Annotated in this window: 24 protein-coding genes; 14 read left to right on the top strand and 10 right to left on the bottom strand. The window is 71.9% G+C overall.

Annotated features, from left to right (window positions below; translation table 11 throughout):
- Positions 1 to 14: 14 nt before the first annotated feature.
- Positions 15 to 1424: a GNAT family N-acetyltransferase gene (locus ABEB17_RS01425; protein ID WP_345714764.1), complete on the top strand. Its 1410-nt coding sequence runs from the start codon at positions 15 to 17 to the stop codon at positions 1422 to 1424.
- Complete coding sequence (locus tag ABEB17_RS01420; protein ID WP_345714763.1) at positions 1421 to 1879, top strand: GNAT family N-acetyltransferase; 459 nt, start codon at positions 1421 to 1423, stop codon at positions 1877 to 1879. The genes ABEB17_RS01425 and ABEB17_RS01420 overlap by 4 nt, the downstream gene beginning before the upstream one ends.
- 99 nt (positions 1880 to 1978) lie before the next feature.
- Here the strand turns inward: ABEB17_RS01420 and ABEB17_RS01415 are convergent, their stop codons facing one another.
- Together ABEB17_RS01415 and ABEB17_RS01410 are read right to left on the bottom strand one after the other, a co-directional pair.
- Entirely contained in the window at positions 1979 to 2881 is a 903-nt protein-coding gene (locus tag ABEB17_RS01415; protein WP_345714762.1) for a patatin-like phospholipase family protein, read from the bottom strand.
- 11 nt (positions 2882 to 2892) lie between these two features.
- Positions 2893 to 3948, bottom strand: coding sequence for a S1C family serine protease (locus tag ABEB17_RS01410; protein ID WP_345714761.1), 1056 nt, complete (start codon positions 3946 to 3948; stop codon positions 2893 to 2895).
- Between the two features lie 108 nt (positions 3949 to 4056).
- Here ABEB17_RS01410 and ABEB17_RS01405 point away from each other — a divergent pair, with 108 nt between their 5' ends.
- Complete coding sequence (locus ABEB17_RS01405) at positions 4057 to 4593, top strand: hypothetical protein (protein ID WP_345714760.1); 537 nt, start codon at positions 4057 to 4059, stop codon at positions 4591 to 4593.
- On the opposite strand, the gene ABEB17_RS01400 is transcribed toward ABEB17_RS01405, so the two are convergent.
- Positions 4590 to 5090: a DUF6328 family protein gene (locus ABEB17_RS01400; RefSeq protein WP_345714759.1), complete on the bottom strand. Its 501-nt coding sequence runs from the start codon at positions 5088 to 5090 to the stop codon at positions 4590 to 4592. The genes ABEB17_RS01405 and ABEB17_RS01400 overlap by 4 nt on opposite strands.
- An 87-nt stretch (positions 5091 to 5177) precedes the next feature.
- Here ABEB17_RS01400 and ABEB17_RS01395 point away from each other — a divergent pair, with 87 nt between their 5' ends.
- Together ABEB17_RS01395 and ABEB17_RS01390 are read left to right on the top strand one after the other, a co-directional pair.
- Positions 5178 to 5630: a hypothetical protein gene (locus ABEB17_RS01395; RefSeq protein WP_345714758.1), complete on the top strand. Its 453-nt coding sequence runs from the start codon at positions 5178 to 5180 to the stop codon at positions 5628 to 5630.
- Positions 5627 to 6085, top strand: coding sequence for a hypothetical protein (locus tag ABEB17_RS01390; protein WP_345714757.1), 459 nt, complete (start codon positions 5627 to 5629; stop codon positions 6083 to 6085). Before ABEB17_RS01395 ends, ABEB17_RS01390 begins: the two co-directional genes overlap by 4 nt.
- 29 nt (positions 6086 to 6114) lie before the next feature.
- Here ABEB17_RS01390 and ABEB17_RS01385 read toward each other — a convergent pair whose 3' ends face one another.
- Entirely contained in the window at positions 6115 to 7146 is a 1032-nt protein-coding gene (locus ABEB17_RS01385; protein ID WP_345714756.1) for a lactonase family protein, read from the bottom strand.
- A gap of 28 nt (positions 7147 to 7174) precedes the next feature.
- Complete coding sequence (locus tag ABEB17_RS01380; protein WP_345714755.1) at positions 7175 to 7606, bottom strand: organic hydroperoxide resistance protein; 432 nt, start codon at positions 7604 to 7606, stop codon at positions 7175 to 7177.
- A 192-nt stretch (positions 7607 to 7798) separates the two neighbouring features.
- On the opposite strand from ABEB17_RS01380, the gene ABEB17_RS01375 reads away from it, so the two are divergent.
- Both ABEB17_RS01375 and ABEB17_RS01370 read left to right on the top strand, forming a co-directional pair.
- Positions 7799 to 9511 carry an ABC transporter ATP-binding protein gene (locus tag ABEB17_RS01375; RefSeq protein WP_345715767.1) on the top strand — a complete coding sequence of 571 codons (1713 nt, stop codon included), beginning with the start codon at positions 7799 to 7801 and terminating at the stop codon, positions 9509 to 9511.
- Positions 9508 to 11343 carry an ABC transporter ATP-binding protein gene (locus tag ABEB17_RS01370; RefSeq protein WP_345714754.1) on the top strand — a complete coding sequence of 612 codons (1836 nt, stop codon included), beginning with the start codon at positions 9508 to 9510 and terminating at the stop codon, positions 11341 to 11343. The genes ABEB17_RS01375 and ABEB17_RS01370 overlap by 4 nt, the downstream gene beginning before the upstream one ends.
- A gap of 28 nt (positions 11344 to 11371) precedes the next feature.
- Here the strand turns inward: ABEB17_RS01370 and nucS are convergent, their stop codons facing one another.
- Positions 11372 to 12067 (bottom strand): endonuclease NucS, encoded by a 696-nt coding sequence (gene nucS / locus ABEB17_RS01365; protein ID WP_345714753.1) that lies wholly within the window; start codon positions 12065 to 12067, stop codon positions 11372 to 11374.
- A gap of 154 nt (positions 12068 to 12221) precedes the next feature.
- Here nucS and ABEB17_RS01360 point away from each other — a divergent pair, with 154 nt between their 5' ends.
- On the top strand, positions 12222 to 14000 hold the full coding sequence (locus ABEB17_RS01360) for a 3-hydroxyacyl-CoA dehydrogenase family protein (RefSeq protein WP_345714752.1): 1779 nt from the start codon (positions 12222 to 12224) through the stop codon (positions 13998 to 14000).
- Between the two features lie 52 nt (positions 14001 to 14052).
- Positions 14053 to 14355 carry a hypothetical protein gene (locus ABEB17_RS01355; protein ID WP_378227116.1) on the top strand — a complete coding sequence of 101 codons (303 nt, stop codon included), beginning with the start codon at positions 14053 to 14055 and terminating at the stop codon, positions 14353 to 14355.
- Positions 14356 to 14451: 96 nt separating this feature from the next.
- On the opposite strand, the gene ABEB17_RS01350 is transcribed toward ABEB17_RS01355, so the two are convergent.
- A complete protein-coding gene (locus ABEB17_RS01350; RefSeq protein WP_345714751.1) occupies positions 14452 to 14832 on the bottom strand; it encodes a DUF952 domain-containing protein in 381 nt (126 codons plus the stop codon).
- A 38-nt stretch (positions 14833 to 14870) separates the two neighbouring features.
- Here ABEB17_RS01350 and ABEB17_RS01345 point away from each other — a divergent pair, with 38 nt between their 5' ends.
- Positions 14871 to 15644: an alpha/beta hydrolase gene (locus ABEB17_RS01345; RefSeq protein ID WP_345714750.1), complete on the top strand. Its 774-nt coding sequence runs from the start codon at positions 14871 to 14873 to the stop codon at positions 15642 to 15644.
- A gap of 63 nt (positions 15645 to 15707) precedes the next feature.
- On the opposite strand, the gene ABEB17_RS01340 is transcribed toward ABEB17_RS01345, so the two are convergent.
- From ABEB17_RS01340 to mce, 3 genes are all read right to left on the bottom strand, one after another.
- On the bottom strand, positions 15708 to 16937 hold the full coding sequence (locus tag ABEB17_RS01340) for an AI-2E family transporter (protein WP_345714749.1): 1230 nt from the start codon (positions 16935 to 16937) through the stop codon (positions 15708 to 15710).
- A 31-nt stretch (positions 16938 to 16968) separates the two neighbouring features.
- Complete coding sequence (gene ccrA, locus ABEB17_RS01335) at positions 16969 to 18306, bottom strand: crotonyl-CoA carboxylase/reductase (RefSeq protein ID WP_345714748.1); 1338 nt, start codon at positions 18304 to 18306, stop codon at positions 16969 to 16971.
- 108 nt (positions 18307 to 18414) lie between these two features.
- On the bottom strand, positions 18415 to 18855 hold the full coding sequence (gene mce / locus ABEB17_RS01330) for a methylmalonyl-CoA epimerase (RefSeq protein WP_345714747.1): 441 nt from the start codon (positions 18853 to 18855) through the stop codon (positions 18415 to 18417).
- 147 nt (positions 18856 to 19002) lie between these two features.
- On the opposite strand from mce, the gene ABEB17_RS01325 reads away from it, so the two are divergent.
- The 4 genes from ABEB17_RS01325 to ABEB17_RS01310 all read left to right on the top strand — a co-directional run bounded on the left by ABEB17_RS01325 (position 19003) and on the right by ABEB17_RS01310 (position 23384).
- Positions 19003 to 20214, top strand: a complete 1212-nt coding sequence (locus ABEB17_RS01325; protein WP_378227115.1) for an acetyl-CoA C-acetyltransferase — start codon at positions 19003 to 19005, stop codon at positions 20212 to 20214.
- 20 nt (positions 20215 to 20234) lie between these two features.
- Positions 20235 to 21215, top strand: coding sequence for a methylmalonyl Co-A mutase-associated GTPase MeaB (gene meaB, locus ABEB17_RS01320; RefSeq protein WP_345714746.1), 981 nt, complete (start codon positions 20235 to 20237; stop codon positions 21213 to 21215).
- A gap of 94 nt (positions 21216 to 21309) precedes the next feature.
- Positions 21310 to 22260: an ABC transporter ATP-binding protein gene (locus tag ABEB17_RS01315; RefSeq protein WP_345714745.1), complete on the top strand. Its 951-nt coding sequence runs from the start codon at positions 21310 to 21312 to the stop codon at positions 22258 to 22260.
- Positions 22257 to 23384, top strand: a complete 1128-nt coding sequence (locus tag ABEB17_RS01310; RefSeq protein ID WP_345714744.1) for an ABC transporter permease — start codon at positions 22257 to 22259, stop codon at positions 23382 to 23384. The genes ABEB17_RS01315 and ABEB17_RS01310 overlap by 4 nt, the downstream gene beginning before the upstream one ends.
- Positions 23385 to 23389: the final 5 nt, after the last annotated feature.

Genomic DNA, 23389 nt, shown 5'->3' with positions numbered 1-23389 from the left:
GATACCGTTGCCCGGTGAGCGATCTGCAGTGCCCGGCAACCGTCCTCGTCCTCCGGCACGGCCAGTCCGCCGGCAACGTCTCGCGCCGGCTGTCGTCGGCCGCCCCCGGCGGCGAGCTGACCGAGCACGGCCGACAGCAGGCCGCCGACGCCGCGGCCACCTTGGTCGACCGCAACATCGCGCGGGTCTACGCCAGCCCGCTGGTGCGGGCCCAGCAGACGGCGCAGATCGTGGCCGAGACGGTGGGCGCCGGGCCCGTGCAGCTGCTGGACGACGTCCGCGAGTTCTCCTTGGGGGAGTGCGAGGGCAGCGACACCGACGAGGACTGGGCTCGGGTGGACGGCCTGTTCGACTCCTGGTTGAACGGACACCTCGAGCACGCCCTGCCGGGCGGCGAGTCCGGGCTGGACGTGCTGGCCCGGATCAGGTCGGGCCTGGAGGCGGTCGCCGACCAGCACCGGGGCGAGACGGTGGTCGTGGTGAGTCACGGCGGGGTGATGTCGATGGCTCTGCCACTGATCGCGGGCGACGTCCGCGACGACCGGGCCCGGGGGTCGGGGGTGCCGAACTGCGGGCTGGTCGAGATGCAGGGCGACGCCGACGGCTGGAGCCTGGTCGCGTGGCCCACCCGGAGCCCGGCGCTGGGCAGCGACCCGCACCCCGGTGACCTGGCCGAGCTCGTGGACCGTGCCGACAGCGAACGCAACGAGCCGCCGCCCCTGCCACCGGACCGGCCGCCGCTGCCCGGCTCGGCCTACGCGACGGTGCGGGGCATCGCGTGCGCGAGCCTGCCGATCGCGCAGGCCTGGGCGACGCAGGCGTCGGTGACGGGCCTCGGCTTCACGCCGTCCCCCGGTGCGGTCGACGAGGTCACCGCCTGGCTGGACGACCACTCGCCCAGTGCCTGGCACCTGGTCGTCGGCGAGCACTGGGCGCCCGAGGTGGCCGCCCGGCACGGGCTGGTCGAGGTGATGCGGCACGGGGTCTGGGTCTGCGAGGAGGTCGCGGGGGAGCCCGACGTCCTCGCCGACGTCCGCGCCGAGGGGCTCACGCTGGAGCCGGCGGCAGACGTGGCCGAGTTCGTGTCCGTGTTCGGTGCGGACCTGGCGCCGATCGTCGAGGGCCAGCTCGACCTGCCCGACCGGGCCTTCCCGGTGCTGCGGCACGACGGACGCGTCGTCGGCTGCGCGCGGCTGCGCGACCTCGCCGGGACGACGTACGTCGGCGGGATCACGGTGCTGCGCGAGTTCCGCGGTCGCGGGTGGGGGCTCGCCCTTTCGGCCCTGGCCACCCGGTCCGCGCTGCAGCGGTCGCCGATCGCCTGGTTGCACTGCGAGGACACGGTGGCCGGCCTGTACGCGCGGCTCGGCTACCGCCGGGTGACCACCCACGTGCACCTCGGGCCGGCAGCGACGCAGTCGTGAGGGTCACCGACCTCCCGGCCGAGCTCCTGGACGAGTGCGCGCTCCTGTACGTCGACACCTTCGCCGCGCCGCCCTGGAACGAGTCCTGGCGGCCCGAGGATGCCCGGCAGCGGCTGGTCGACTTCCGGCGGACCCCCCGGGCCCACGGCGCCGCGGTGCTGGACGACGACGACCGCCTCCAGGGTTTCGCGATCGGGCACCTGGAGCGGAACCAGGCCGCCGACCACTTCTGCCTGCAGGAGATGTGCGTCCGCCCGGCGAGCCAGCGGGCGGGGTACGGCTCAGCCCTGCTGGGCGCGCTCGAGGAGAGGCTGCCGGGCGTCTCGCACTGGTACCTCCTGACGGCCAGGGACAGCCCAGCGGCAGCCTTCTACGCGAGGCACGGCTTCCGGCCCGCCGGGCGGATGTCGGTGTTCGTCCGCACCCCGCCAGCCAGCGCGTCGCCCCCGACCTGACGCGCCGTCACCGGGTCGTGGCGAGCCAGGCGGCGACGGCGGCGAGGCCGGGCGCGATGCGGTGAGCGCTCCCTGCTCTCCAGCTGCGTCCTCCAGCGCTCAGTGCCAGAAGTCCGAGAGCCGCTCGGCGAGTAGGCGAGCCTGGTCGTGGCCGCCTCGGGCGGCCGGCAGGCGGGTGGACGGATCCAAGGCGTTGGCGTTGAACACGTCCCCCGCGCCGGCATCGGGGAAGACGGTCTCGACCTCGCTGCCGGCGGCCCGCAGCTCGTCCACCTGGCTGCCGAGGTCCATGCCCCACGCCGCCGGCATCCGTGACCGGCCGCTGAACGGTGAGAGCACCAGCACCCGCTCGTATCCCGCGGCCAGGTCGGCGTTCTCGCTACGCCGGTAGCCGCCGTTGAGGTACTGGTTCTCGCCGATGCGGTAGGGCGTCATCGCTGAGGTGCTGGCGGCGACGGCGTCCACCAGGTCGACTCCGCTGCCCCGGTCGAACAGGACCGGTTCACCGGTGCGGGCGTCGACCGCCGGGATGAGCACCGGCTGCTGTGGCCAGTGGTGGCTGGGCAGCCGGGCGGCGACGACGTCGCGCCAGCGCGTTGGGCTGGTGCCCCCCGAAGGCTGCAGCTCGAGGGCTGCGGCGCCCAGCCGGCGGCGCATGTCGGACGCATCCTCGGCAGCAGCGATGATCGCGTTCGACCACTCCAGGTAGTCCGGTCCCGAGACCCCCGAACCAGCTCTGCGGCTCGGTGCGGCATTGCCGGTCCGACGCGCGGGAGGCACCTCGGCCAGGATGGCGGCGTACAGGTCGGCCGGCCGGGTGCCGCTGGTGACCTGGGCCGCCACCGTCGATCCGGCCGACGTCCCGATGATCAGATCGGCCTCGGTGACGTCGACCCCAGCCTCAGCCAGTCCAGCGATGAGGCCGAGCTCCCACGCATTGCCGGCCGCGCCGGCGCCGGCGAGCACCAGGGCGCGCTGGCGTGACTGGGGTGTGGTGTCCACGCGGTGCGCCGTCAGCCGGCCGGCGCCGCGAAGGTGCTGGTACCCAGGGTCAGAGAGGTCGTGGCGTCCGTGCCGTCGCGCTGGTAGCCGATGGCCACGGTGTCGCCGGGCTTCTTCGTGATCGAGATGGCCTGCAGCTGGTCGGCGCTGTGGATCCGCTGTCCGTCCAGGCTGGTGATGAGGTCGCCCTGGCGCAGACCCGCGAGCGCAGCGGCACCCCCGGGCGTCACGGCGGACACGAAGAGCGCGTCCGGGGCGATCCCCTCGTCCGCGCGCACGACCGGCACCACGGACATCCCGAAGTCGCCGTGCGTCACCTTGCCGTTGCTGATCAGCTCCTGCGCGATGCGCTGGGCGAACGCCGCCGGGATCGCGAAGCCCAGTCCGATGCTGCCGCCGACCGGGACGCCCAGCGAGTCGCTGGCCGTGGCTCCCGCGGTAGGGACCCCGACCAGCTCGCCGTTGCAGTTCGCCAGGGTGCCGCCGCTGTTGCCCGGGTTGATGGACGCGTCGGTCTGGACCGCCGAGGTGACCAGCGCGGTGGTGTCGCCGTCCGCCGGAACGCGGATCGAGCGCCCGAGGCTGCTGACGACGCCGGCCGTGAACGTGTCCGCCAGCCCGAGGGGTGCCCCGATGGCGAAGACCTGGTCCCCCACCGTCGGCGGTGAGCCGAACCGGATCGGGGTGACCGAGGACTTCGGGTCGACCTTGAGGACCGCCAGGTCGGTGTCGTTGTCGCGCCCGACGATCGTGGCCGGCAGCTGCTCGCCGTTGGGGCGCTGCACCGTGATCGTGCCGCCGCCGACGCCCGGTGAGATGACGTGGTTGTTGGTCAGGATGTGCCCGTCGGTGTCCAGGAACTCACCGGAGCCGTTGCCGGACGACGCCCCCGCGCTGACGAGGATCGTGACCACGGAGGGCATGGTCGAACGGGCGACGTCGCGCGGGTTGCACAGTGCGCTGTCCCTCGCCCGGGACCAGCCGATGCCTGCCACGAGCGCGACGACGGACACGAGGACCAGCGCGGCCACGAGGGGGAACCAGGTCGAGCGGAACAGCCTGCTCATCCTCGAACCGTAGGGCCGGCCCGCTGGTCGGACAAGGCTCACCGCGCAGGGTGGTTCCCGCGCACGTCCGGGTGGAGACTGGGATCCCCGCGCCGAGGACGGTGTCCCATGAACAAGACCCTGCTGGCAGCCCTCACCGACTCCGAGCGGTTACTCGTCGCCGACACCGAGCGCGACGCCCTCGCGGCCCTCGACGAGGACGCCGCGGTCGAGCTGCACGGGCGGATCCGACAGGCGCGCAACAAGTTCGTCGGTCAGTACCGCCGCGGCGCGAGTGCGCGGGTGCCAGCCAAGGCTGCGCGCGGAGCGGCGCGACCCGCGAACCAGCGCGCTGCGTTGAAGGCGGAGGCGTTCGAGGAGGCGCTGTCCCGGGTGAGCCGGCGGGTGAGCGTGCTCGCGGCGCAGTCGGCGAAGCAGCTGCGCGACGAGCGCATCGCGGCGGCCCGTCCCGCGACCCCCACGGCGACCAGGGCGACGGCGAAGAAGGCGACCAAGAAGCCCGCGAAGAAGGCCGCCAGCCCGGCGGCCAGGGCGTCGAAGGCGCCGGTGGGCGACCGGGCGCTGCGGTCGCCGGCGAAGCAGAAGGCCCGCGCCAGCACGCAGTCCGCAGGGGCGCGACGCCAGGCCAAGCGCGACAGTCGTTAGGGCGCCGGCGGCAGGACCCGGCGCAGCCGCAGAGGGATGACGACCCAGAAGGCGACGATCGCGACCAGCAGCGCGCTACCCGCGACGATGCCCTCCCACCGGCCCAGGACGACGGAGAAGACCAGCGTCACGACACCGGTCAGCGACAGCCCGAGCGCGCCCAGCCCCGCTCGGGCGAGGCGGTCGGCGGCGTCGACCAGCCGGTCCTTCTCGTGCCGACGGAACAGCGCCCGGTGCACTGCCACGGGCGCCACCAGCAGGATCGTCGCGACGCAGGACAGGAGGACCGTGACCAGGTAGATCCCGCGCTCGAACGGCGGCAGCCCGGCGAACCGGGCCTGGAACGGCAGCGTGAGCAGGAAACCGGCGAGGATCTGCACCCCGGTCTGGGTGACCCGAAGCTCCTGGAGCAGCTCGGTCCAGTTGCGGTCCAGGCGCTGGTCGCGCGACTCGTGGCGGTCGTCCTGCCGCCCGCCGTCGGAGTTGTGCGAGACCATCGCCCGACGGTAGCGGGGACTCTCGGCAGGAGTCGATGCTGCGACCACTGCTTGACAGCACGAAGATCGTGAAGGTAGGACGAGCGCATGCTGCGACGCCTCCTGATGGTTCTGACGGCGACGATCGTCGTCCTCTCCCTCGGTGCCCAGTCGGCCCAGGCCGCCGATGGCTATCAAGAAACCACCCCGGACAACACCGGCAACGTGTCCTGCCAGATCCTGGTCGGGGCACCGTCCTACGGTGGCTTCGGCTGCTTCCACGCGAACGGCGACTACGTGTATGTCACCGACAGTCGTCGCGACGGCAACAGCGTTGCGGTGCAGTGGAAGCTGGCCAACAGCTCACGGCACGGCCTGATCCGCAACAAGGACGGCGCAGGGCTCCTGAGCAACAATCGGGGCGTCGTCAACAAGGACTTCCCGGAGGGCGATCAGGTCGCGATGCGCGTCGGGCTGTGCAGCGTGTCGTCGACGCGGGACTGCCACGATCCCGGCGACTACGACTGGATCTCCGGCTGGCAGTGGGCGGCCGTCTCATGATCGGCCGGCTGCTCGTGGGCCTTGGCGCCGCGGGCTTGACCGTTCTGCTCTCTGCGTCGAGTGCCGCGGCAGCCGCGCTGGAGTACAACGAGACCACGCCCAAGCGGGAGAGTCCGACGTGCCAGATCCTGGTGAACGCCGCCGCCTCGGCCGGGGTCGGCTGCTTCCAGACGTACGGCGACGTGTTCTGGGTCGGTGACAGCATCGCGGACGGCCGCAGTGTTGCGGTGTACTGGAAGCTGGGAGACGACTCACGTCGCGGCCTGGTCCGCAACAAGGACGGCTCGGCGCAGGTGGTGCTGAACGGCGGGTGGGGTTACGCGAACAAGAACCTGCCGGAGGGCAAGCGTCTCGGCCTTCGACTGGGTACCTGCGACGCGCACGGCAGCGTGACCTGCCATGAGGTCGACGACTACACGTGGGTGTCCGGCTGGGTGTGGGGCTCAACCGGCTGAGACACCGGCCCGGCCCACCCTGGGGCGGCTCAGCGCACCAGGATGCAGGCGGCGCCGGGGACGTCGACCGTTCCGGCTGGTGGCCCAGGGGCGCCATCCGGGCCGAGCGGGAGCGAGGTGACGGTGCCGGACCACTGGTTGGCGGACAGCAGCCACCGCTCGTCCGGTTCCAGCGCGAGGTGGCGGGGGAACGCCCCACCGGGATGGTGCACCCCGAGGCGTCGGGCGGCCGACCCGGCGACCGCTAGACCGAGGTGGACGATGGCGTCCCGACCGGCGCCGTCGGTGTCTCGCACGCCGACGTACGCGTGGTGACCGTCGGCGGTGACGAGCACCTCCGACGGCAGCCCGGGCACGTCGAGCGGGACGACGGTGCCGACGCTGAGCCGCCCGGCGTCCGGGTCGTAGCGGCAGAGCGCGACCGCCCCGGCCAGCTCCAGGACGAGCAGGGCCGCCCGGCCCGACGGGTGGAAGGTGAGGTGGCGGGGTCCGCTGCCGGCCGGTGCGGCGGTGCGCGAGATCTCGATGAGCCGGCCGTCGTCGTCCAGCCGGTAGGTGGTGACCGAGTCGGCGCCGAGGTCGCTCACCAGCAGGTGCCGGCCGTCGGGGGACTCGCGCACCTGGTGGACGTGCGCGGCGCTCTGCCGTTCGTGCGGCCCGGAGCCGTTGTGCTGCACCAGGCCGGTGCGGCGTCCGACCCCGCCGTCATCGTCCAGCGCGAAGGCCGCGATGGTGCCCGAGGTGTACCCCGCCACGACCACGTGACCGCGGTGCACCACCAGGTGGCACGGGTCGTCGCCGGCACCCGCGCGCACGATGGTGTCCTCAGGGTCCGTCAGTGACACGGACGCGACCGTGCCACCGGTGTGCTCGGCGGCCGCGTACAGGGTGACGCCGTCGTTCGACGTCGCGATCCACGACGGATCGGTGAGCGCCACGGATCCGGTGGCGCGCAACGCCCCCGTCGTCGGGTCGAGCTCGGCCCGCACGACACCGGGCGAGCCCGTCCCCGTCGTGTAGCTGCCGATGAGCAGCTCGTGCACGTCATGGTCGGGGCTCACCCGGCGAACGCTACCCGTGTGCGGTGGCTCAGGCCGCGACGGCCTTGACGGTCACCGGGACGTTGCCGCGGGTGGCCTTCGAGTACGGGCACACCTGGTGCGCGGCGTCGGCCAGCTGCTGCGCCGTCTCCAGGTCGACGTCCGGGATGGCGATCTCCAGGTCGACCGTGATGGCGTAGCTGTCGCCCTCGGGACCGAAGCCGACGGCTGCGGTGACCAGGGAGCGGGACGTGTCGATGCCCTGCTGCTTGGCGACCAGGCCGAGGGCGCCCTGGAAGCACGCGGAGAACCCCGCGGCGAACAGCTGCTCGGGGTTGGTTCCGGTGCCTGGGCCGCCCATCTCCTTGGGGGCCGTGAGGTCGAGGTCCAGGATCCCGTCCTCGCTGGTGGCGTGGCCGCTGCGGCCGCCCGTGGCGCTGGCGCGGGCCGTGTACACGATCTTCGTGGGGGTGTTGGTCATGCAGGCGGCAGCAGCGCCGCTGTCCGATTTCTTCCCGGGATTCGCCGACGTGATCAGCGACACGGTCGAAAATCCGGTGAGCACTGTCGGCGGGGAAGCGTATAGTTACCCTAAGTGACTCCCTCCACGCTCCCACCCGAGACGGCCGCGCCCGAGCGCCCGAGCTCGGGTGCCATCGCATCCCTGTGGCGCATGCGGCCCTACGTTCGGCCCTACGCCTGGCGCATGGTGGTCATGGTGCTGGCGGCCCTGGGCGGGGTCGCGGCCAGCATCGTCGTCCCGCTGGTCACGGCCAAGGTGGTGGACGGCCCGATCGCCCACCACGACAAGGCCGGCCTGCTGCCGCTCGCGCTGCTGGCCATCGGCCTCGGCGTCGCGGAGGCCGTGCTCATCTTCATCCGCCGCTGGGTGCAGAACACCGCGACCTTGGGCATCGAGCGCCGCATGCGCGACGACCTCTACATCCACCTGCAGGCGCTGCCGCCGTCCTTCCACGACCAGTGGCAGTCCGGGCAGCTGCTGTCCCGGGCCACCTCCGACCTCTCGGCCATCCGACGGTTCACCGGCTTCGGCGTGGTCTTCCTCATCGTGAACGTGGCCACGTTCGCCACGATCATCGGGCTGCTCGTGCACAAGGACGCCCTGCTGGGCACCCTGGTCGCGGTCACGCTGCTGCCCGTCATCCCGCTGTGCGCGCGCTTCGAGCGGCGCTACCGGCGGATCTCACGCCGGGTCCAGGACCAGCAGGGGGACGTCGCCACCCAGGTCGAGGAGGCCGCGACCGGTCTGCGGGTGATCAAGGCCTTCGGGCGGCGCGAGCTGGTCGCTGGGCGCTTCGACGAGAGCGCGCGCACCCTGCGCGGCACCCAGCTCGAGCAGGCCCGGCTCCGGGCCGGCTTCGTGTCGTTCCTCGACCTGATCCCGAACGTGGCGCTGGCCCTGGTGATGCTGCTCGGCGCGTTCGCCGTGAGCTCGGGGCGGCTCACCCTGGGCGGGCTCGTCGCCTTCATCACCCTGGTGCTCCAGCTGGTCTGGCCGGTCGAGGCCCTCGGCTTCATCCTGGCCTCCGCGCAGGAGGCAGCCACTGCGGCACAACGGGTCTACGAGGTCTACGACACCGTCCCGGCCATCCGCGACGACCCGCAGGCACAGCCGCTCGAGCGAGCCCGCGGGCACGTCCGGTTCGAGGGGGTGACCTTCGCGTTCGAGGGCAGCGACGAGCCGGTGCTGGCCGGCGTCGACCTGGACGTCCGGCCCGGCGAGACGCTCGCGATCGTGGGCAGCAGCGGGTCCGGCAAGAGCACCCTCGCGATGCTCGTCCCGCGGCTGGCGGACGTCACGCAGGGGCGCGTCACGATCGACGGCCACGACGTCCGTGAGCTCACCCTGCAGTCCCTGCGCAGCGCGGTCGCGACCGCCTTCGAGGAGCCGATCCTGTTCTCTGCCAGCGTCCGCGAGAACGTGACCCTCGGGCACCCGGATGCCACCGACGCCGAGGTCGAGCAGGCGCTCGCGCTGGCCCAGGCCGACTTCGTGCACGACCTGCCGTGGGGGCTGCAGACCCGGGTGGGCGAGCAGGGCATGTCGCTGTCCGGTGGCCAGCGCCAGCGACTCGCCCTGGCCCGGGCAGTCATCGGCCGCCCCGCCGTCCTGGTGCTGGACGACCCGCTGTCCGCGCTGGACGTCGAGACCGAGCACCTCGTGGAGCGGGCCCTCGCTCGGGTGCTGTCGACCACCACCGCGATCGTCGTCGTCCACCGGCCCAGCACCGTCGCGCTCGCCGACCGGGTCGCGCTGCTGCGGGACGGTCGGGTCCAGGCGGTCGGCACGCACTCGGACCTGATGGCCACCGTGCCGGAGTACGCCGACGTCCTCGGCCAGGAGGAGGAGGTGCGCGCCTCGTGAGCACCCGCACCCCCACCCCCACGGACCAGGGCTGGCGCGGTGTCGCCGCCGAGAAGCACGACGAGGTCTCCGCGAGCGTCTCGGCGCTGCTGCAGGCCCGGACGTCGCGGCTGCTCAAGAGCGTGCTGCGCCCGCACAAGCGCGGGATCTGGCTGCTCGTCGCGCTGATCGTCGTCCAGAACCTCGCGGCGCTCGCCGGTCCGCTGCTGGTCGGGCTCGGCATCGACAAGGGGCTCCCGCCGCTCATCGACGACCAGGACGCCGGACCCATCGTCACGGTGATCGTCGCGCTGCTGCTGGCCACCGCGATCCAGATGGTGTCCCAGCGCAGCTTCCTGGTGCTCACCGCGCGGATCGGCCAGGACGTCGTCCTCGACCTGCGGCGACGGGTGTTCGACCACTTCCAGCGGCTGTCCCAGGCGTTCCACGAGGAGTACACCTCGGGGCGGGTCATCTCCCGGCAGACCTCGGACATGGACGCGATCTCGGAGTTCCTGGCCGACGGCGTCCAGGCGGTCGTGGTGGCCGGGCTGTCGATCGTCACGATCGGCATCACGATGCTGCTGCTCGACGTGCCGCTCGCGCTGGTCGGCCTGACCTCGTTCATCCCGCTGGTGGCGCTCACGGTGTGGTTCCGCCGGGAGTCGGGCAAGGCGTACCGGTCCTCGCGGGAGGCCGTCGCCCGGGTCATCGTGCAGTTCGTCGAGACGTTCGGCGGCCTGCGCGCCGTGCAGGCGTTCCGGCGGGAGCCGCGCAACGAGGAGATCTTCCTCGGCCTGAACGAGGAGTACCGGCTCACCACGAAGCGCTCGTTCGACCTGATCGCCGTCTACATGCCGGGCATCAAGCTGGTCGGCAACCTGACGATCGGCGTGGTGCTGCTGTTCGGCGGGTACCGGGTGATGGACGGGGACCTGCAGATCGGCGTGCTGACCGCGTTCCTGCTCTACCTGCGCCGGTTCTTCGACCCGCTGCAGGACCTGTCGCAGTTCTTCAACTCGTTCCAGTCCGCGACCGCCGCGCTCGAGAAGCTGGCCGGGGTGCTCGACGAGCCGCTGTCGGTCCAGGAGCCCGAGTCGGCTCGGCCGCTGCCGAAGGCCCGCGGCGACCTGCGGTTGTCAGGCGTGCAGTTCGGTTACCGCGACCGCGTGGTGCTGCCGCACCTCGACCTGCACGTGCCGGCCGGCCAGACCGTGGCCCTGGTCGGGCGTACCGGAGCGGGCAAGACCACCATCGCCCGGCTCGTCGGCCGGGTCTGGGACCCGGTGCAGGGCAGCGTCGCGCTGGACGGGATCGACCTGCACGACCTGGGGGACGCCGACCTGCACCGCGCCGTGGTCACCGTCACCCAGGAGAGCTTCCTGTTCACCGGCACGGTGGCGGACAACATCGCCTTCGGCCGGCCCGGCGCGACCCGCGAGCAGGTCGAGGCGGCCGCTCGCGAGATCGGCGCGCACGACTTCATCTCGCGGCTGCCGCAGGGCTACGACACCGACGTGGCCAAACGTGGCGGGCGGTTGTCGGCCGGGCAGCGGCAGCTGGTGTCGTTCGCCCGGGCCTTCCTGGCCGACCCCGCGGTGCTGGTGCTGGACGAGGCGACGTCCTCGCTGGACATCCCGAGCGAGCGGCTCGTCCAGCAGGCGCTGCGCACCATCCTGGCTGACCGGACGGCGATCATCATCGCCCACCGGCTGTCGACGGTGGAGATCGCCGACCGGGTGCTGGTGCTGGAGGCCGGCCGGGTCGTCGAGGACGGGACGCCGTCCGAGCTGGTCGGTGGTGGCGGCCGGTACGCGACCCTGCACCGCCAGTGGGCGGACTCGCTCGTCTGAGTCGCGATCGACTGCGCGGCAACGGCTCTCAGAAGAGCCGGGACTCCACGTCGTCGTGCCCGCGCAGCGCGGCGTAGTCGAGCGTCACGCAGCGGATGCCGCGGTCCTGGGCCAGCGTGCGGGCCTGCGGCTTGATCTCCTGCGCCGCGAAGATCCCGGTGACCGGGGCCAGGTGCGGGTCCCGGTTCATCAGCTCGAGGTAGCGGGTGAGCTGCTCGACGCCGTCGATCTCGCCGCGTCGCTTGATCTCCACCGCGATGCTGGCGCCCGCGCCGTCCCGGCAGAGGATGTCGACGGGGCCGATGGCCGTCATGTACTCGCGGCGCACCAGGCTGTACCCGTCGCCGAGCGTGGTGATCTGCTCGGCCAGCAGCTGCTGCAGGTGCGCCTCGACGCCGTCCTTGACCAGTCCCGGGTCCACGCCGAGCTCGTGCGCGGAGTCGTGCAGCACCTCGTGGATCCGGACCACCAGGCGGTCCTCGGTCTTGGCGTGCCGGACGGTCCAGAGCTGCGTGACCCCGGCGACGACGTCCGCCTCGGCGGGCTCGCCCACCTCGAGCGTGCACGGCGGGCTCATCCAGTTCAGCGGCTTGTACGAGCCGCCGTCGGAGTGCACGAGCACGCTGCCGTCCGCCTTGACCAGCAGCAGCCGGGTGGCGAGGGGGAGGTGGGCGGTGAGCCGCCCGTCGTAGTCGACGGAGCAGCGGGCAATGACCAGACGCACCGGCGCAGCGTACCCGGCGCCCCCGGCGTCCCGCGGAGGCGTCGTCCAGCGTGGCGTTCGTCACGGGACTGGGGATCGGTGCCCCGGCTCTGGGAGGATGCCTGTCGGCGGTTTCGACGGTGGAGCCGCCCGAGCAGACGGAGGAACGGACGCGATGGCGCGTGAGCTGAGCACGATCGGTGTGGTGGGCCTGGGCACGATGGGCGCCGGGATCGTGGAGGTGTTCGCCCGCAACGGGCTGGACGTCGTCGCCGTGGAGGCCGACCCGGCCGGGCTGGAGCGGGGCAAGGGCCACCTGGAGCACTCCACCGGACGCGCGGTCGCCCGCGGCAAGCTCAGCGAGGCCGAGCAGGCCGAGCTCATCGGCCGCGTCCGGTTCGCCTCCAGCCTGGAGGACCTCGCCGACTGCGACCTGGTCGTCGAGGCCGTCCCCGAGCAGCTCAACCTCAAGCGCGAGATCTTCGGCAAGCTCGACTCGATCGTGCGGGCCGACGCCATCCTGGCCACGAACACCTCGAGCCTGTCGGTCACCGAGATCTCCGTGGCCACGCACAACCCCCGCCGCGTCGTGGGCCTGCACTTCTTCAACCCGGCCCCGGTGCTGAAGTTCGTCGAGGTGATCCGCACCGTGGTCACCGAGGACGACGTCGTGGACGACGTGAAGGCGCTCGCCGCGCGGCTCGGCAAGATGCCCGTCGTGGTCGGTGACAAGGCCGGCTTCATCGCGAACGCGCTGCTGTTCGGCTACCTGAACCACGCCGTGTCGATGTTCGAGTCGCGCTACGCCACCCGCGAGGACATCGACGCCGCCATGCAGCTCGGCTGCGGCCTGCCGATGGGCCCGCTGGCCCTGATGGACCTGATCGGCCTGGACACCGCCTACGAGATCCTCGACACGATGTACAAGCAGGGCCGCGACCGGCTGCACGCCCCGAGCCCGATCCTGAAGCAGATGGTCACCGCGGGCCTGAAGGGCCGCAAGAGCGGTCAGGGCTTCTACAAGTACGCCGAGGCCGGCTCGAGCGCCGTCGTCGCGGACACCCTGACCCCCGCGGACGAGCCGGGCGAGCACGTCGCCGTGCGCTCGATCGCCTTGGTCGGGGTCGTGGGCTCGGGCACCATGGCGACCGGCATCGTCGAGGTGCTCGCCAAGGGCGGCCTGGACGTCGTCTACGTCGCGCGCAGCGCCGCCAAGGTCGACGCGGTGCGCACCGCGCTGACCAAGAGCCTGGAGAAGGCAGTCCAGCGCGGCAAGCTCGACGAGGCCGAGCGGGACGCCGCGCTCGCCCGGGTGCGCGGCACCTCGCGGCTGGAGGACCTGGCGGCGGTCGACCTCGTCGTCGAGGCGGTCGTGGAGGACCTCGGCGTCAAGCAGGCGCTGTTCGAGAACCTCGACGAGATCTGCAAGCCCGGCGCGATCCTGGCCACCACCACCTCGTCGCTGCCCGTGGTGGAGTGCGCGGCCGCGACGTCCCGTCCGGGCGACGTCGTCGGCATGCACTTCTTCAACCCCGCGCCGGTCATGAAGCTGGTCGAGGTCGTGCACACGGTGTCCACCGCGGACGACGTGGTCGCCACCGTGACGGAGCTGTGCCGGCAGATCGGCAAGCACCCCGTGAGCTGCGGTGACCGCGCCGGGTTCATCGTCAACGCGTTGCTCTTCCCGTACCTGAACGACGCGGTCAAGATGCTCGAGGCGCACTACGCGTCCGCGGACGACATCGACACCGCCATGAAGACCGGCTGCGGGTACCCGATGGGTCCGTTCGAGCTGCTGGACGTCGTCGGGCTGGACGTCTCGCACACCATCCAGCGCGAGCTGTACCTCGAGTTCCGCGAGCGCGGGTTCTCGCCGGCGCCGCTGCTCGAGCAGCTCGTCACCGCGGGCTACCTCGGCCGCAAGGTGGGCCGCGGCTTCCGCACGTACGCCTGACCCCGCGGTGATCATGCACGTTCGCCCCGCCGACGCCTGAGAGAATCACGGCGTGCCCCGCGCCAACCGCCGTCGCCGCGACGAGTCCGACCTGGACGTCGCGCGGGCGCTGGGCGGCGCGGCGCGGCGCGAGTCGCACCCGGACGGCGAGTGGTTCGTCCGCTCGGTGGCGGGGCCGTCGTCCACGAAGGCCTACCGGTGCCCCGGCTGCTCCCAGGAGGTGCCCGCCGGCCAGCCGCACGTCGTCGCCTGGCCCGCGGACGGCGCGCGCAGCGACGCGGACTCCCTCGGCGACCGACGGCACTGGCACACGCCGTGCTGGTCGCGGCGCAGCCACCGCCGTCCCGGCCGCTGACGGCAGCAGCGACGCCAGCTACTGCAGGTTTACGTCCACTTCTCGAGGGACGTTCGCCTCGAGAAGCGGGTGCTCACCCACTGAACGTGATCAACGTCAGGCGGGGCCGGTGGCGACGTCAGCGATCTGCGGGACCTCCCACGGGCCGCCGGGGGCGTGCTCCAGGCGGACGACGTCCACGACGGTCTGCGCCGGGATGACCCCGTAGACGTGCGGGAAGGGCGCGTCGGAGCCCGCGACGTGCTCCCAGATCACCTGAGCCCCCTCGTGGTCGAGCTTGTCCAGGTCGATGACGAGCAGGTCGACCTCGGCGACGTCCGCGAAGTAGCGGTCGAGCACCGGGCCGACCTGGGCCAGGGTCGAGGCGTGGATGAAGCCCTCGTCGACCAGCGAGACGCCCCGGGTCGAGACGTCGTAGCTGCCGTCGTCGTGTCCGCGGGCCCAGTCCGCCGGGAGTGCCACGTGCAGGATGCGCATGCTCGGACCTTACGCCGTCCCCGATACGCTGGGCCGCGATGAGCGAGCAGCCAGATCCGCACACCTTCCGGCAGAACATGATTCGCTCCGGGACGGTGCTGCCGGCCCGTCGCGAGGACGTCGTCCTGCACACCGCCGACGGCCTGACCCTGGTCGGTGAGCTGGCCCTGCCGCCCGAGCGCGACCCCGTCGCCACCCTCGTCACGCTGCACCCGCTGCCGACCCACGGCGGGTTCATGGACTCGCACGTCTACCGCAAGGCCTCGTACCGGCTGCCGGCGCTGGCCGACATCGCCGTGCTGCGCTTCAACCTGCGCGGCGTCAGCAGCCCGCGCGGCACCAGCCAGGGCGCCTTCGACAGCGGAGACGCCGAGCGGTACGACGTCGCGGCAGCCATCGAGTTCGCCGAGTTCCGTGAGCTGCCGCAGCCGTGGCTCGTCGGCTGGAGCTTTGGCACGGACCTCGCGCTCATGCACGGCTGCGACCCGTCGATCGTCGGTGCGATCCTGCTCAGCCCGCCCCTTCGGTACTCCGCGCCGGACGACCTGGCCCAGTGGGCGGCGTCCGGCAAACGGGTGCTCGCGCTGGTCCCCGAGCTCGACGACTACCTGCGCCCGGATGAGGCCCGCGAGCGGTTCGCGGCCATCCCGCAGGCCGAGGTCGTCGGGGTGGACGGCGCGAAGCACCTGTGGGTGGGGGAGCCGGCCGTCCGTCGGGTGCTGGACGAGATCGTCGCGCGGGTCGCGCCCGACCGCGCCCCGCTGCCGACCACGTGGGACGGCCCGCTCGGCGAGGCCCTGCACGCCGACTGACCTGCCGGCGGATCCCCGGGCCGCGGCGGGCGAACGTGCATGATCAGCGGGGTTGTGGGGGAGCTAGTGGGCTTGCTGGCGGGGGAGCAGCACCTCGCGGTAGATCAGCAGCAGCCCGGCGGCCACCGGGATCGCCATCAGGGCCCCGAGCACCCCGAGCAGGGTCCCGCCGGCCAGGGCCGCAACGACCGTGATCGCGCCAGGCACGGCCACCGTGCGGCTCATGATCCGCGGCGCGATGACGTAGTTCTCGACCTGCTGGTAGACGACGTAGTAGATCGCGACGATGACCGCGGACCGGGTCGAGTCGAAGAAGGCGACGATCACCACGATGACCGCGCCGATCGTCGCGCCGACCATGGGGATCAGCCCGAACAGCCCGACGGTCACCGCGAGCACCGCGCTGTACGGGACGCCGACGATCTTCATCATGATGTAGCTGCACACCGCGTTCAGGGTGGCGACGCCGACCTGGCCGAGGAAGTAGCCGCCGACGCGCTTGCTGATCTCCTCCGACAGGAAGGTGACCCGCTGGCGGCGGGTGCGCGGCACCATCCGGTAGACCGAGGCCTTCGCGGCCGGCAGCGACGCCGTCAGGTAGAGGGTCAGCACGAGCACGGTGAACGCGCTGAACAGGCCGGACACCACGGCCTTGCCGGCACCGAGCACGCCGCCGAACAGCGAGGTCCAGAAGTCCTTCTCGTGCAGCTGCTTCTGGATCTGGTCGAGGAAGTGGTACTGGTCGTCGAGCTTGTTCAGCTGGTCGTTGCGCTGCAGCTTGGCGACCAGGTCGGGCGCGTTGTTCGCGAGCTCGACGGCCTCCTTGACCACGGGCGGAACGAGCAGCGCGATGATCCCGACGAACAGCAGGATCACCGTGACGAACACCAGTGCCACGGACGGTCCGCGCTTGATCCCCTTGGCCTGGACGGCCTGCACCACCGGGTCGAGCCCGAGGGCGAGGAAGAGGGAGATCGCCAGTAGCGTGAGCACCGACGACAGCTGCGACACCAGGCTGAGGAGCCCCCAGCCGATCAGCGCGCCGATCGCCCCGAAGAAGCCCAGGTAGAACGGCGAGTGCCGGTTGAGCGGGGCGCCGGGCAGGCCGAACGAGCTGTCGTCGTCCGCGCCCTTCCCGCCGGCGGCCACGACGGCGGCCTCACCGACCGCGTCGCTCGCGGTCTGCACGGCCGCGGACGCCGACTCGGCGGCGTCCGCGCGGGCCGTGACCTCGCGATCGCTCACGGCGGCCGCGGGCTGGTCGTCCCCTTGGGCGTTCTTCCTGCGGATCATTGGGCTCCTCCCGTCGAAGGAGCCTAGGGGGTCAGACGTCCCGGAACCGGTTGATCAACGGCAGCAGCGCCTCGCGCCGCGCCGCGTCGCGAACGCCCATGCCCTCCTCGGGGGCCAGGCACAGCACGCCGACCTTGCCCTGGTGCAGGTTCAGGTGCACGTCGTTGGCGGCCTGGCCGACGTCGTCCAACCCGTAGACCTTGGACAGGGTCGGTTGGATCAGGCCGCGGTTGATCAGGTCGTTGGCCTCCCACGCCTCGCGGTAGTTCGCGAAGTGGGAGCCCACGATGCGCTTGAGGTTCATCCACAGGTACCGGTTGTCGTACTCGTGCATGTAGCCGGACGTCGACGCGCAGGTCACGATCGTGCCGCCCTTGCGGGCGGCGAACACGCTGGCGCCGAACGTCTCCCGGCCCGGGTGCTCGAAGACGATGTCGACGTCCCGGCCACCCGTGAGCTCGCGGATGCGCGCCCCGAAGCGACGCCACTCCTTGGGGTCCTGGGTGGTCTCGTCCTTCCAGAACGTGTAGTCCTCGGCCCGGCGGTCGATGACCAGCTCGGCGCCCATGGCATGGCAGATCTCGGCCTTCTCCGGGCTGGACACCACGCAGACCGGGGTGGCGCCGGCGGCGAGCGCCATCTGGGTGGCGTAGGAGCCGAGGCCACCGGAGGCCCCCCAGATCAGCACCGTGTCGCCGAGCTTGAGGCCGGCGCCGTTCTTGGAGATCAGCTGCCGGTAGGCGGTGGAGTTCACCAGCCCCGGGCTGGCGGCCTCCTCCCACGTCAGGTGCGCGGGCTTGGGCATCAGCTGGTTGGCCTTCACCAGGGCCAGGTGCGCGAGGCCGCCGAAGTTCGTCTCGAAGCCCCAGATCCGCTGCTCCGGGTCGAGCATCGTGTCGTTGTGGCCGTCCGGTGCCTCGAGCTCGACGGACAGGCAGTGCGCGACGACCTCGGTGCCCGGCTTCCACGTGTGCACGCCCGCGCCGGTGCGCAGGACGACGCCGGCCAGGTCCGAGCCGACCACGTGGTACGGCTGGTCGTGCTTGGCGGCCAGCGGCGACGTCCGGCCGTAGCGCTCCAGGAAGCCGAACGTCGACACCGGCTCGAAGATCGACGTCCACACGGTGTTGTAGTTGATGGCGCTGGCCATCACCGCGACCAGGGCCTCGCCCGGGCCGACCTCGGGCAGCGGCACGTCCTCGACGTGCAGGCTCTTGCGCGGGTCCTTGTCGCGGCTGGCCAGGCCCTCGAACATCGTGGCCTCGTCCTTGTGGACGGTGACCGCGCGGTAGTGGTCCGGTACCGGCAGGGCGGCGAACTCCTCGGCGGTCGTGTCACCGGCGGTGATGGCGTCAAGGATCTGCTGCACGTCGTCCTCCTGGGAGTGGCGGGGCTGGCGCCGACGTTACTGACGAGTCACCTCGAGCGGCAGGTCTGGACTCCCGATGTGAGGGACGCCACCCCGCAGCGAGCCGGGCTAGTGGGCGGCGGGCTGCACCAGCTCGACCAGCACGCCCCCGGCGTCCTTGGGGTGCACGAAGTTGACCTTGCTGCCGGCGGTGCCGCGCTTGGCGGCGTCGTAGAGCAGCCGCAGGCCGCGCTCGCGCAGCACCGCGCTCACCGCCTCGACGTCCACCACCCGGTACGCGACCTGCTGCAGACCGGGGCCGGCGCGGTCGAGGAACTTCGCGATCGTCGACTCGGGGGACAGCGGCGCCAGCAGCTGCACGCACGCGCCGGAGTCGCCGACCGCCATCATCGCCTCGCGCACGCCCTGCTCCTCGTTGACCTCCTCGTGCTGCAAGGTCATCCCGAAGGAGTCGCGGTAGAGCGCGATCGCCTCGTCGAGGTCCGGGACGGCCACCCCGACGTGGTCGATCGCGGTGAACAGCTGGCTGGGCAGGCTCGCGGCGCTCATGCCCGCAGGCTAGGCGGACGATGACCTCCGGCGCAGCGGGGGACGCCCAGGTGTGGCGAGCGCCACGGTGTCGGCGGCCGCTGCCCCGGTTAGGCTGGACGACGGCCTGACAGCGCCGTCGGCGCCGCACCTACCCGGAGGTTCCTCGTGTCCGCACAGCCCGCGTCCCCGCGCACGTCCGTCATCGTCGGTGGGGCTCGCACCCCGATGGGCCGCCTGCTGGGTTCGCTGTCCGGCTTCAGCGGGGCCGAGCTCGGCGGGTTCGCCATCAAGGGTGCGCTGGACAAGTCGGGTGTCGCCGCCGACCAGGTCGAGTACGTGATCATGGGCCAGGTGCTCACCGCGGGCGCGGGTCAGATCCCGGCCCGGCAGGCCGCGCAGAAGGCCGGCATCTCGATGAACGTGCCGGCCCTGACGATCAACAAGGTGTGCCTGTCCGGCGTCGACGCCATCGCGCTGGCCGACCAGCTGATCCGGGCCGGCGAGTTCGAGGTCGTGGTCGCCGGTGGGCAGGAGTCGATGAGCCAGGCGCCGCACCTGCTGGAGAAGTCGCGCACCGGTTTCAAGTACGGCGACGTGACGATGCGCGACCACATGGCCTACGACGGTCTGTGGGACGCATTCACCGACCAGGCGATGGGCAACCTCACCGAGTCCGCGAACACGGCCGACAACGCGTTCACCCGCGAGGAGCAGGACGCGTTCAGCGCACGCAGCCACCAGCTCGCCGCGCAGGCCTGGAAGAACGGCCTGTTCGACGACGAGGTGGTGCCGGTCGAGATCCCGCAGCGCAAGGGCGACCCGGTCGTCTTCAACAGCGACGAGGGCATCCGCGCCGACACGACCACCGAGTCGCTGTCCCGGCTGCGCCCTGCGTTCAGCAAGGACGGCACGATCACGGCCGGGTCCGCGTCGCAGATCTCGGACGGCGCGGCCGCGGTGGTCGTGATGAGCCGCGCCAAGGCCGAGGAGCTGGGGCTGAGCTGGATCGCCGAGATCGGCGCGCACGGCGTGGTGGCCGGCCCGGACTCGACCCTGCAGAGCCAGCCGGCCCGAGCGATCGCGCGGGCCTGCGAGAAGGAGGGCATCGCGCCGTCCGACCTCGACCTGGTCGAGATCAACGAGGCCTTCGCGGCGGTCGGGCTGGCCTCGACCCGTGAGCTCGGGATCGACGCCGACATCGTGAACGTCAACGGTGGCGCCATCGCGCTCGGCCACCCGATCGGCATGTCCGGCGCGCGCATCGCCCTGCACCTGGCGCTGGAGCTCGGGCGTCGCGGTGGTGGCGTCGGTGCGGCGGCCCTGTGCGGCGGCGGCGGCCAGGGCGACGCGCTCATCGTGCGCGTGCCGAAGTCCTGACCGGGTCGAAGACCACCCACGTGGCGCGCGCCGTCGACGTCCCCGCCCTGGTCGAGCAGGCCCGGGCGGGGCGTCCGCGTGCCGTCGCGCGGCTGATCTCGCTGGTCGAGGACGCCCACCCGGCGCTGCGCGAGGTGATGGCGGCGCTCGCGCCGCACACCGGGAACGCGCACGTCATCGGCATCACCGGGTCACCGGGCGTGGGGAAGTCGACGTCGACGTCCGCGCTGGTGAAGGCGTTGCGCGCCAGGGACCTGCGGATCGGCGTGCTCGCCGTGGACCCCTCGTCGCCGTTCTCCGGCGGGGCGTTGCTCGGCGACCGGGTGCGGATGCAGGACCACGCGCTCGACCCGGGGGTCTACATCCGTTCGATGGCGAGCCGTGGCCACCTCGGTGGGCTGTCCTGGGCGACCCCGCAGGCGCTGCGGGTGCTCGATGCGGCGGGCTGCGACGTCGTCCTGGTCGAGACCGTCGGGGTCGGGCAGAGCGAGGTCGAGATCGCCGCCATGGCGGACACCACGCTGGTGCTGCTGGCCCCCGGCATGGGGGACGGCATCCAGGCGGCCAAGGCCGGCATCCTCGAGGTCGGCGACGTGTTCGTGGTGAACAAGGCGGACCGGGACGGCGCGGACGCAACGGTGCGCGACATCCGCCACATGATCTCGCTCGGTGAGTCGCGCTCGCCCGGGGACTGGCGTCCGCCCGTGGTCAAGACGGTGGCCTCGCGCGAGGAGGGCATGGACGAGCTGATGGCTTCGCTCGACAAGCACCAGGCGTGGCTGGGCGAGACCGGCCACCTGAGGGAGCGCCGGCTGCGTCGGGCGGCGGACGAGATCGAGTCGATCGCGCTGGTGCAGCTGCGGGAGCGGATGGGCGACCTGCGCCACGGCCGCGGGCTGGACGAGCTCGCCGCGCAGGTCGTCGACGGGCACCAGGACCCCTACGCCGCAGCCGATTCGCTCGTCGCCGCCGTCACCTCCGATGTTGATCACGTTCAGTAGGCGTAGACCTGCTTGTCGAGGGTCGTTCGCCTCGAGAAGCGGGTGCAGACCCACTTAACGTGATCAACGGCGGGGCTCGGGTAGCGTCGCGTGCATGACGGTTCTCGGGGTGGGACAGGGGCGGACGGGGCAGCCGGGCGAGGCGAGCACAGCGATCGTGGTCGACGGGCTGGTGAAGCGGTACGGCGAGCTGACCGCCGTCGACGGTGTGTCGTTCACGGTCGGCCGCGGTGAGTTCTTCGGCATCCTCGGGCCGAACGGCGCCGGCAAGACGACGACGCTCGAGATGGTCGAGGGGCTGCGCGAGCCGGACGCCGGCACGATCCGCCTGCTGGGTGAGTCGCCCTGGCCGCGCAACCCGAAGCTGTTGCCGCGCATGGGAGTCCAGCTCCAGGCCTCCGCGTTCTTCGAGAAGCTCTCGGCACGCGAGCAGCTGCAGACGTTCGGCTCGCTCTACGGCGTCGGCGGCGCCCGGGTGGACGAGATGCTCGAGCTCGTCGGGCTCACCGACAAGGCGGCCACCCGCGAGGACAAGCTGTCCGGCGGGCAGCGCCAGCGGTTGTCCATCGCCTGCGCGCTGATCCACGACCCCGAGCTGGTGTTCTTCGACGAGCCCACCGCCGCGCTGGACCCGCAGGCCCGCCGCAACCTGTGGGACGTCCTGCGCGAGATCCAGTCGCGCGGCACCACGGTGGTCTACACGACCCACTACCTGGACGAGGCCGAGATCCTCTGCGACCGGGTGGCGATCATGGACGACGGGCGCATCCTTGCGATGGACACGCCAGCCGCGCTGGTCCGCGGGCTCGAGGCGGACACCCGGGTAGCCCTGCCGAACGGCGTGCTGAGCGAGGCCGAGGCCCAGGATCTGCCTGGGGCAGAACGGGTGCAGGCCGGCGACCTCGAGCTGGTGATGACGACCAAGCACCCGGCGACCCTGCTGCAGGCGCTCGCCGAGCGCGACCGGCTCGACGGGGTGAGCGTGCGTACCGCCACCCTGGAGGACGTCTTCCTGCACCTGACCGGACGGGAGTACCGGGCATGAGCTCATCCTCGACGACCACCGCCGAGCGCCAGCACGGCGACCCGGCCGGCGCCCCGCGGCCGACGCACACGACGTCGTCCTGGGTGTCGCTGCGCACCCTCGGCCGGGCGATGCTGCTCAGCTTCTTCCGGGACCGGATGGCGCTGTTCTTCACGTTCTTCTTCCCGCTGATGTTCCTCGTCGTCTTCGGCCTGATCTTCAACGACACCGGCAGCAGCCGCGCCACGATCGGGGTGGTCGGCAACGGTCCCCTGGTGCAGCAGCTGCCGCAGAGCGTGCTGGAGCTGCAGACCTTCCCGACCCTGGAGGCGGGGATCGAGGCGGTTCGCAAGGGCGACCTACCGGCGGTGGTCACGCAGCAGGGCGACACGCTCGTGGTGCGGTACGCGGCGAGCGACCAGGTCAAGGCCGCGACGGTGCAGGGCATCCTGAACGCCGTCGTGGACCGGTCGAACCTGGCCGCGACCGGTCAGGCGCCGAGGCTCACGATGGATGCCCAACGGGTCGAGGACGAGTCGCTGCGACCCATCCAGTTCACGACCGGCGGCATCCTCTGCTGGGGCATCGCGACGTCCGCGACGTTCGGCGCCGCCCTGACGATCGTCAGCTGGCGCAAGAAGCAGCTGCTGCGTCGGGTCCGGCTCTCGCCCGCCCCGGTGTGGACGGTGGTGGCCGCCCGGGTCGGCGTCAGCCTGGTCGTCGCGTTCGTGCAGGCAATCGTCTACGTCGGGGTCGCGCTGACCCCGCCGTTCGGGCTGAAGCTCGCGGACAGCTGGTGGCTGGCAGTGCCGATCCTGGTCTGCGGCACGCTGGCGTTCCTGTCCATCGGCCTGCTGGTCGGCTCGATCGCGAAGACCGACGAGGCGGCCAGTGCCATGGCCAACTTCATCGTGCTGCCGATGGCGTTCCTGTCCGGCACGTTCTTCGACATCTCCGCGGCACCGGGTTGGCTGCAGGCGGTCAGCCAGGCCTTCCCGTTGCGGCACATGAACGACGCGATGCTGGACGTGCTGGCCCGCGGGCTGGGCTGGACGCAGATCATCACGCCCTGCCTGATCCTGCTCGCGTTCGCGACTGCCCTGACCGCGCTGGCCACCCGGTTCTTCCGCTGGGACGACGCGTAGGGTTG

Origin of the sequence: Angustibacter luteus, from assembly GCF_039541115.1 — a bacterium.
In the GTDB taxonomy this organism is placed as follows: Bacteria; Actinomycetota; Actinomycetes; order Actinomycetales; family Angustibacteraceae; genus Angustibacter; species Angustibacter luteus.
The sequence above is the reverse complement of the archived record's forward strand: the minus strand, read 5'-3'. Positions and strand labels throughout refer to the sequence as shown.

What these genes read in the sequence shown, in the direction of transcription:
- ABEB17_RS01405 (WP_345714760.1), top strand. Translation starts at nt 4,057, where the DNA reads ATGAACAAGACCCTGCTGGCAGCCCTCACCGACTCCGAGCGGTTACTC.
- mce (WP_345714747.1), bottom strand. Translation starts at nt 18,855, where the DNA reads ATGAGCGCCGCGAGCCTGCCCAGCCAGCTGTTCACCGCGATCGACCAC.
- ABEB17_RS01345 (WP_345714750.1), top strand. Translation starts at nt 14,871, where the DNA reads ATGAGCGAGCAGCCAGATCCGCACACCTTCCGGCAGAACATGATTCGC.
- ABEB17_RS01400 (WP_345714759.1), bottom strand. Translation starts at nt 5,090, where the DNA reads ATGGTCTCGCACAACTCCGACGGCGGGCGGCAGGACGACCGCCACGAG.
- ABEB17_RS01315 (WP_345714745.1), top strand. Translation starts at nt 21,310, where the DNA reads ATGACGGTTCTCGGGGTGGGACAGGGGCGGACGGGGCAGCCGGGCGAG.
- ABEB17_RS01310 (WP_345714744.1), top strand. Translation starts at nt 22,257, where the DNA reads ATGAGCTCATCCTCGACGACCACCGCCGAGCGCCAGCACGGCGACCCG.
- ABEB17_RS01350 (WP_345714751.1), bottom strand. Translation starts at nt 14,832, where the DNA reads ATGCGCATCCTGCACGTGGCACTCCCGGCGGACTGGGCCCGCGGACAC.
- ABEB17_RS01380 (WP_345714755.1), bottom strand. Translation starts at nt 7,606, where the DNA reads ATGACCAACACCCCCACGAAGATCGTGTACACGGCCCGCGCCAGCGCC.
- ABEB17_RS01340 (WP_345714749.1), bottom strand. Translation starts at nt 16,937, where the DNA reads ATGATCCGCAGGAAGAACGCCCAAGGGGACGACCAGCCCGCGGCCGCC.
- ABEB17_RS01375 (WP_345715767.1), top strand. Translation starts at nt 7,799, where the DNA reads ATGCGGCCCTACGTTCGGCCCTACGCCTGGCGCATGGTGGTCATGGTG.
- ABEB17_RS01390 (WP_345714757.1), top strand. Translation starts at nt 5,627, where the DNA reads ATGATCGGCCGGCTGCTCGTGGGCCTTGGCGCCGCGGGCTTGACCGTT.
- ABEB17_RS01395 (WP_345714758.1), top strand. Translation starts at nt 5,178, where the DNA reads ATGCTGCGACGCCTCCTGATGGTTCTGACGGCGACGATCGTCGTCCTC.
- ABEB17_RS01410 (WP_345714761.1), bottom strand. Translation starts at nt 3,948, where the DNA reads ATGAGCAGGCTGTTCCGCTCGACCTGGTTCCCCCTCGTGGCCGCGCTG.
- ABEB17_RS01360 (WP_345714752.1), top strand. Translation starts at nt 12,222, where the DNA reads ATGGCGCGTGAGCTGAGCACGATCGGTGTGGTGGGCCTGGGCACGATG.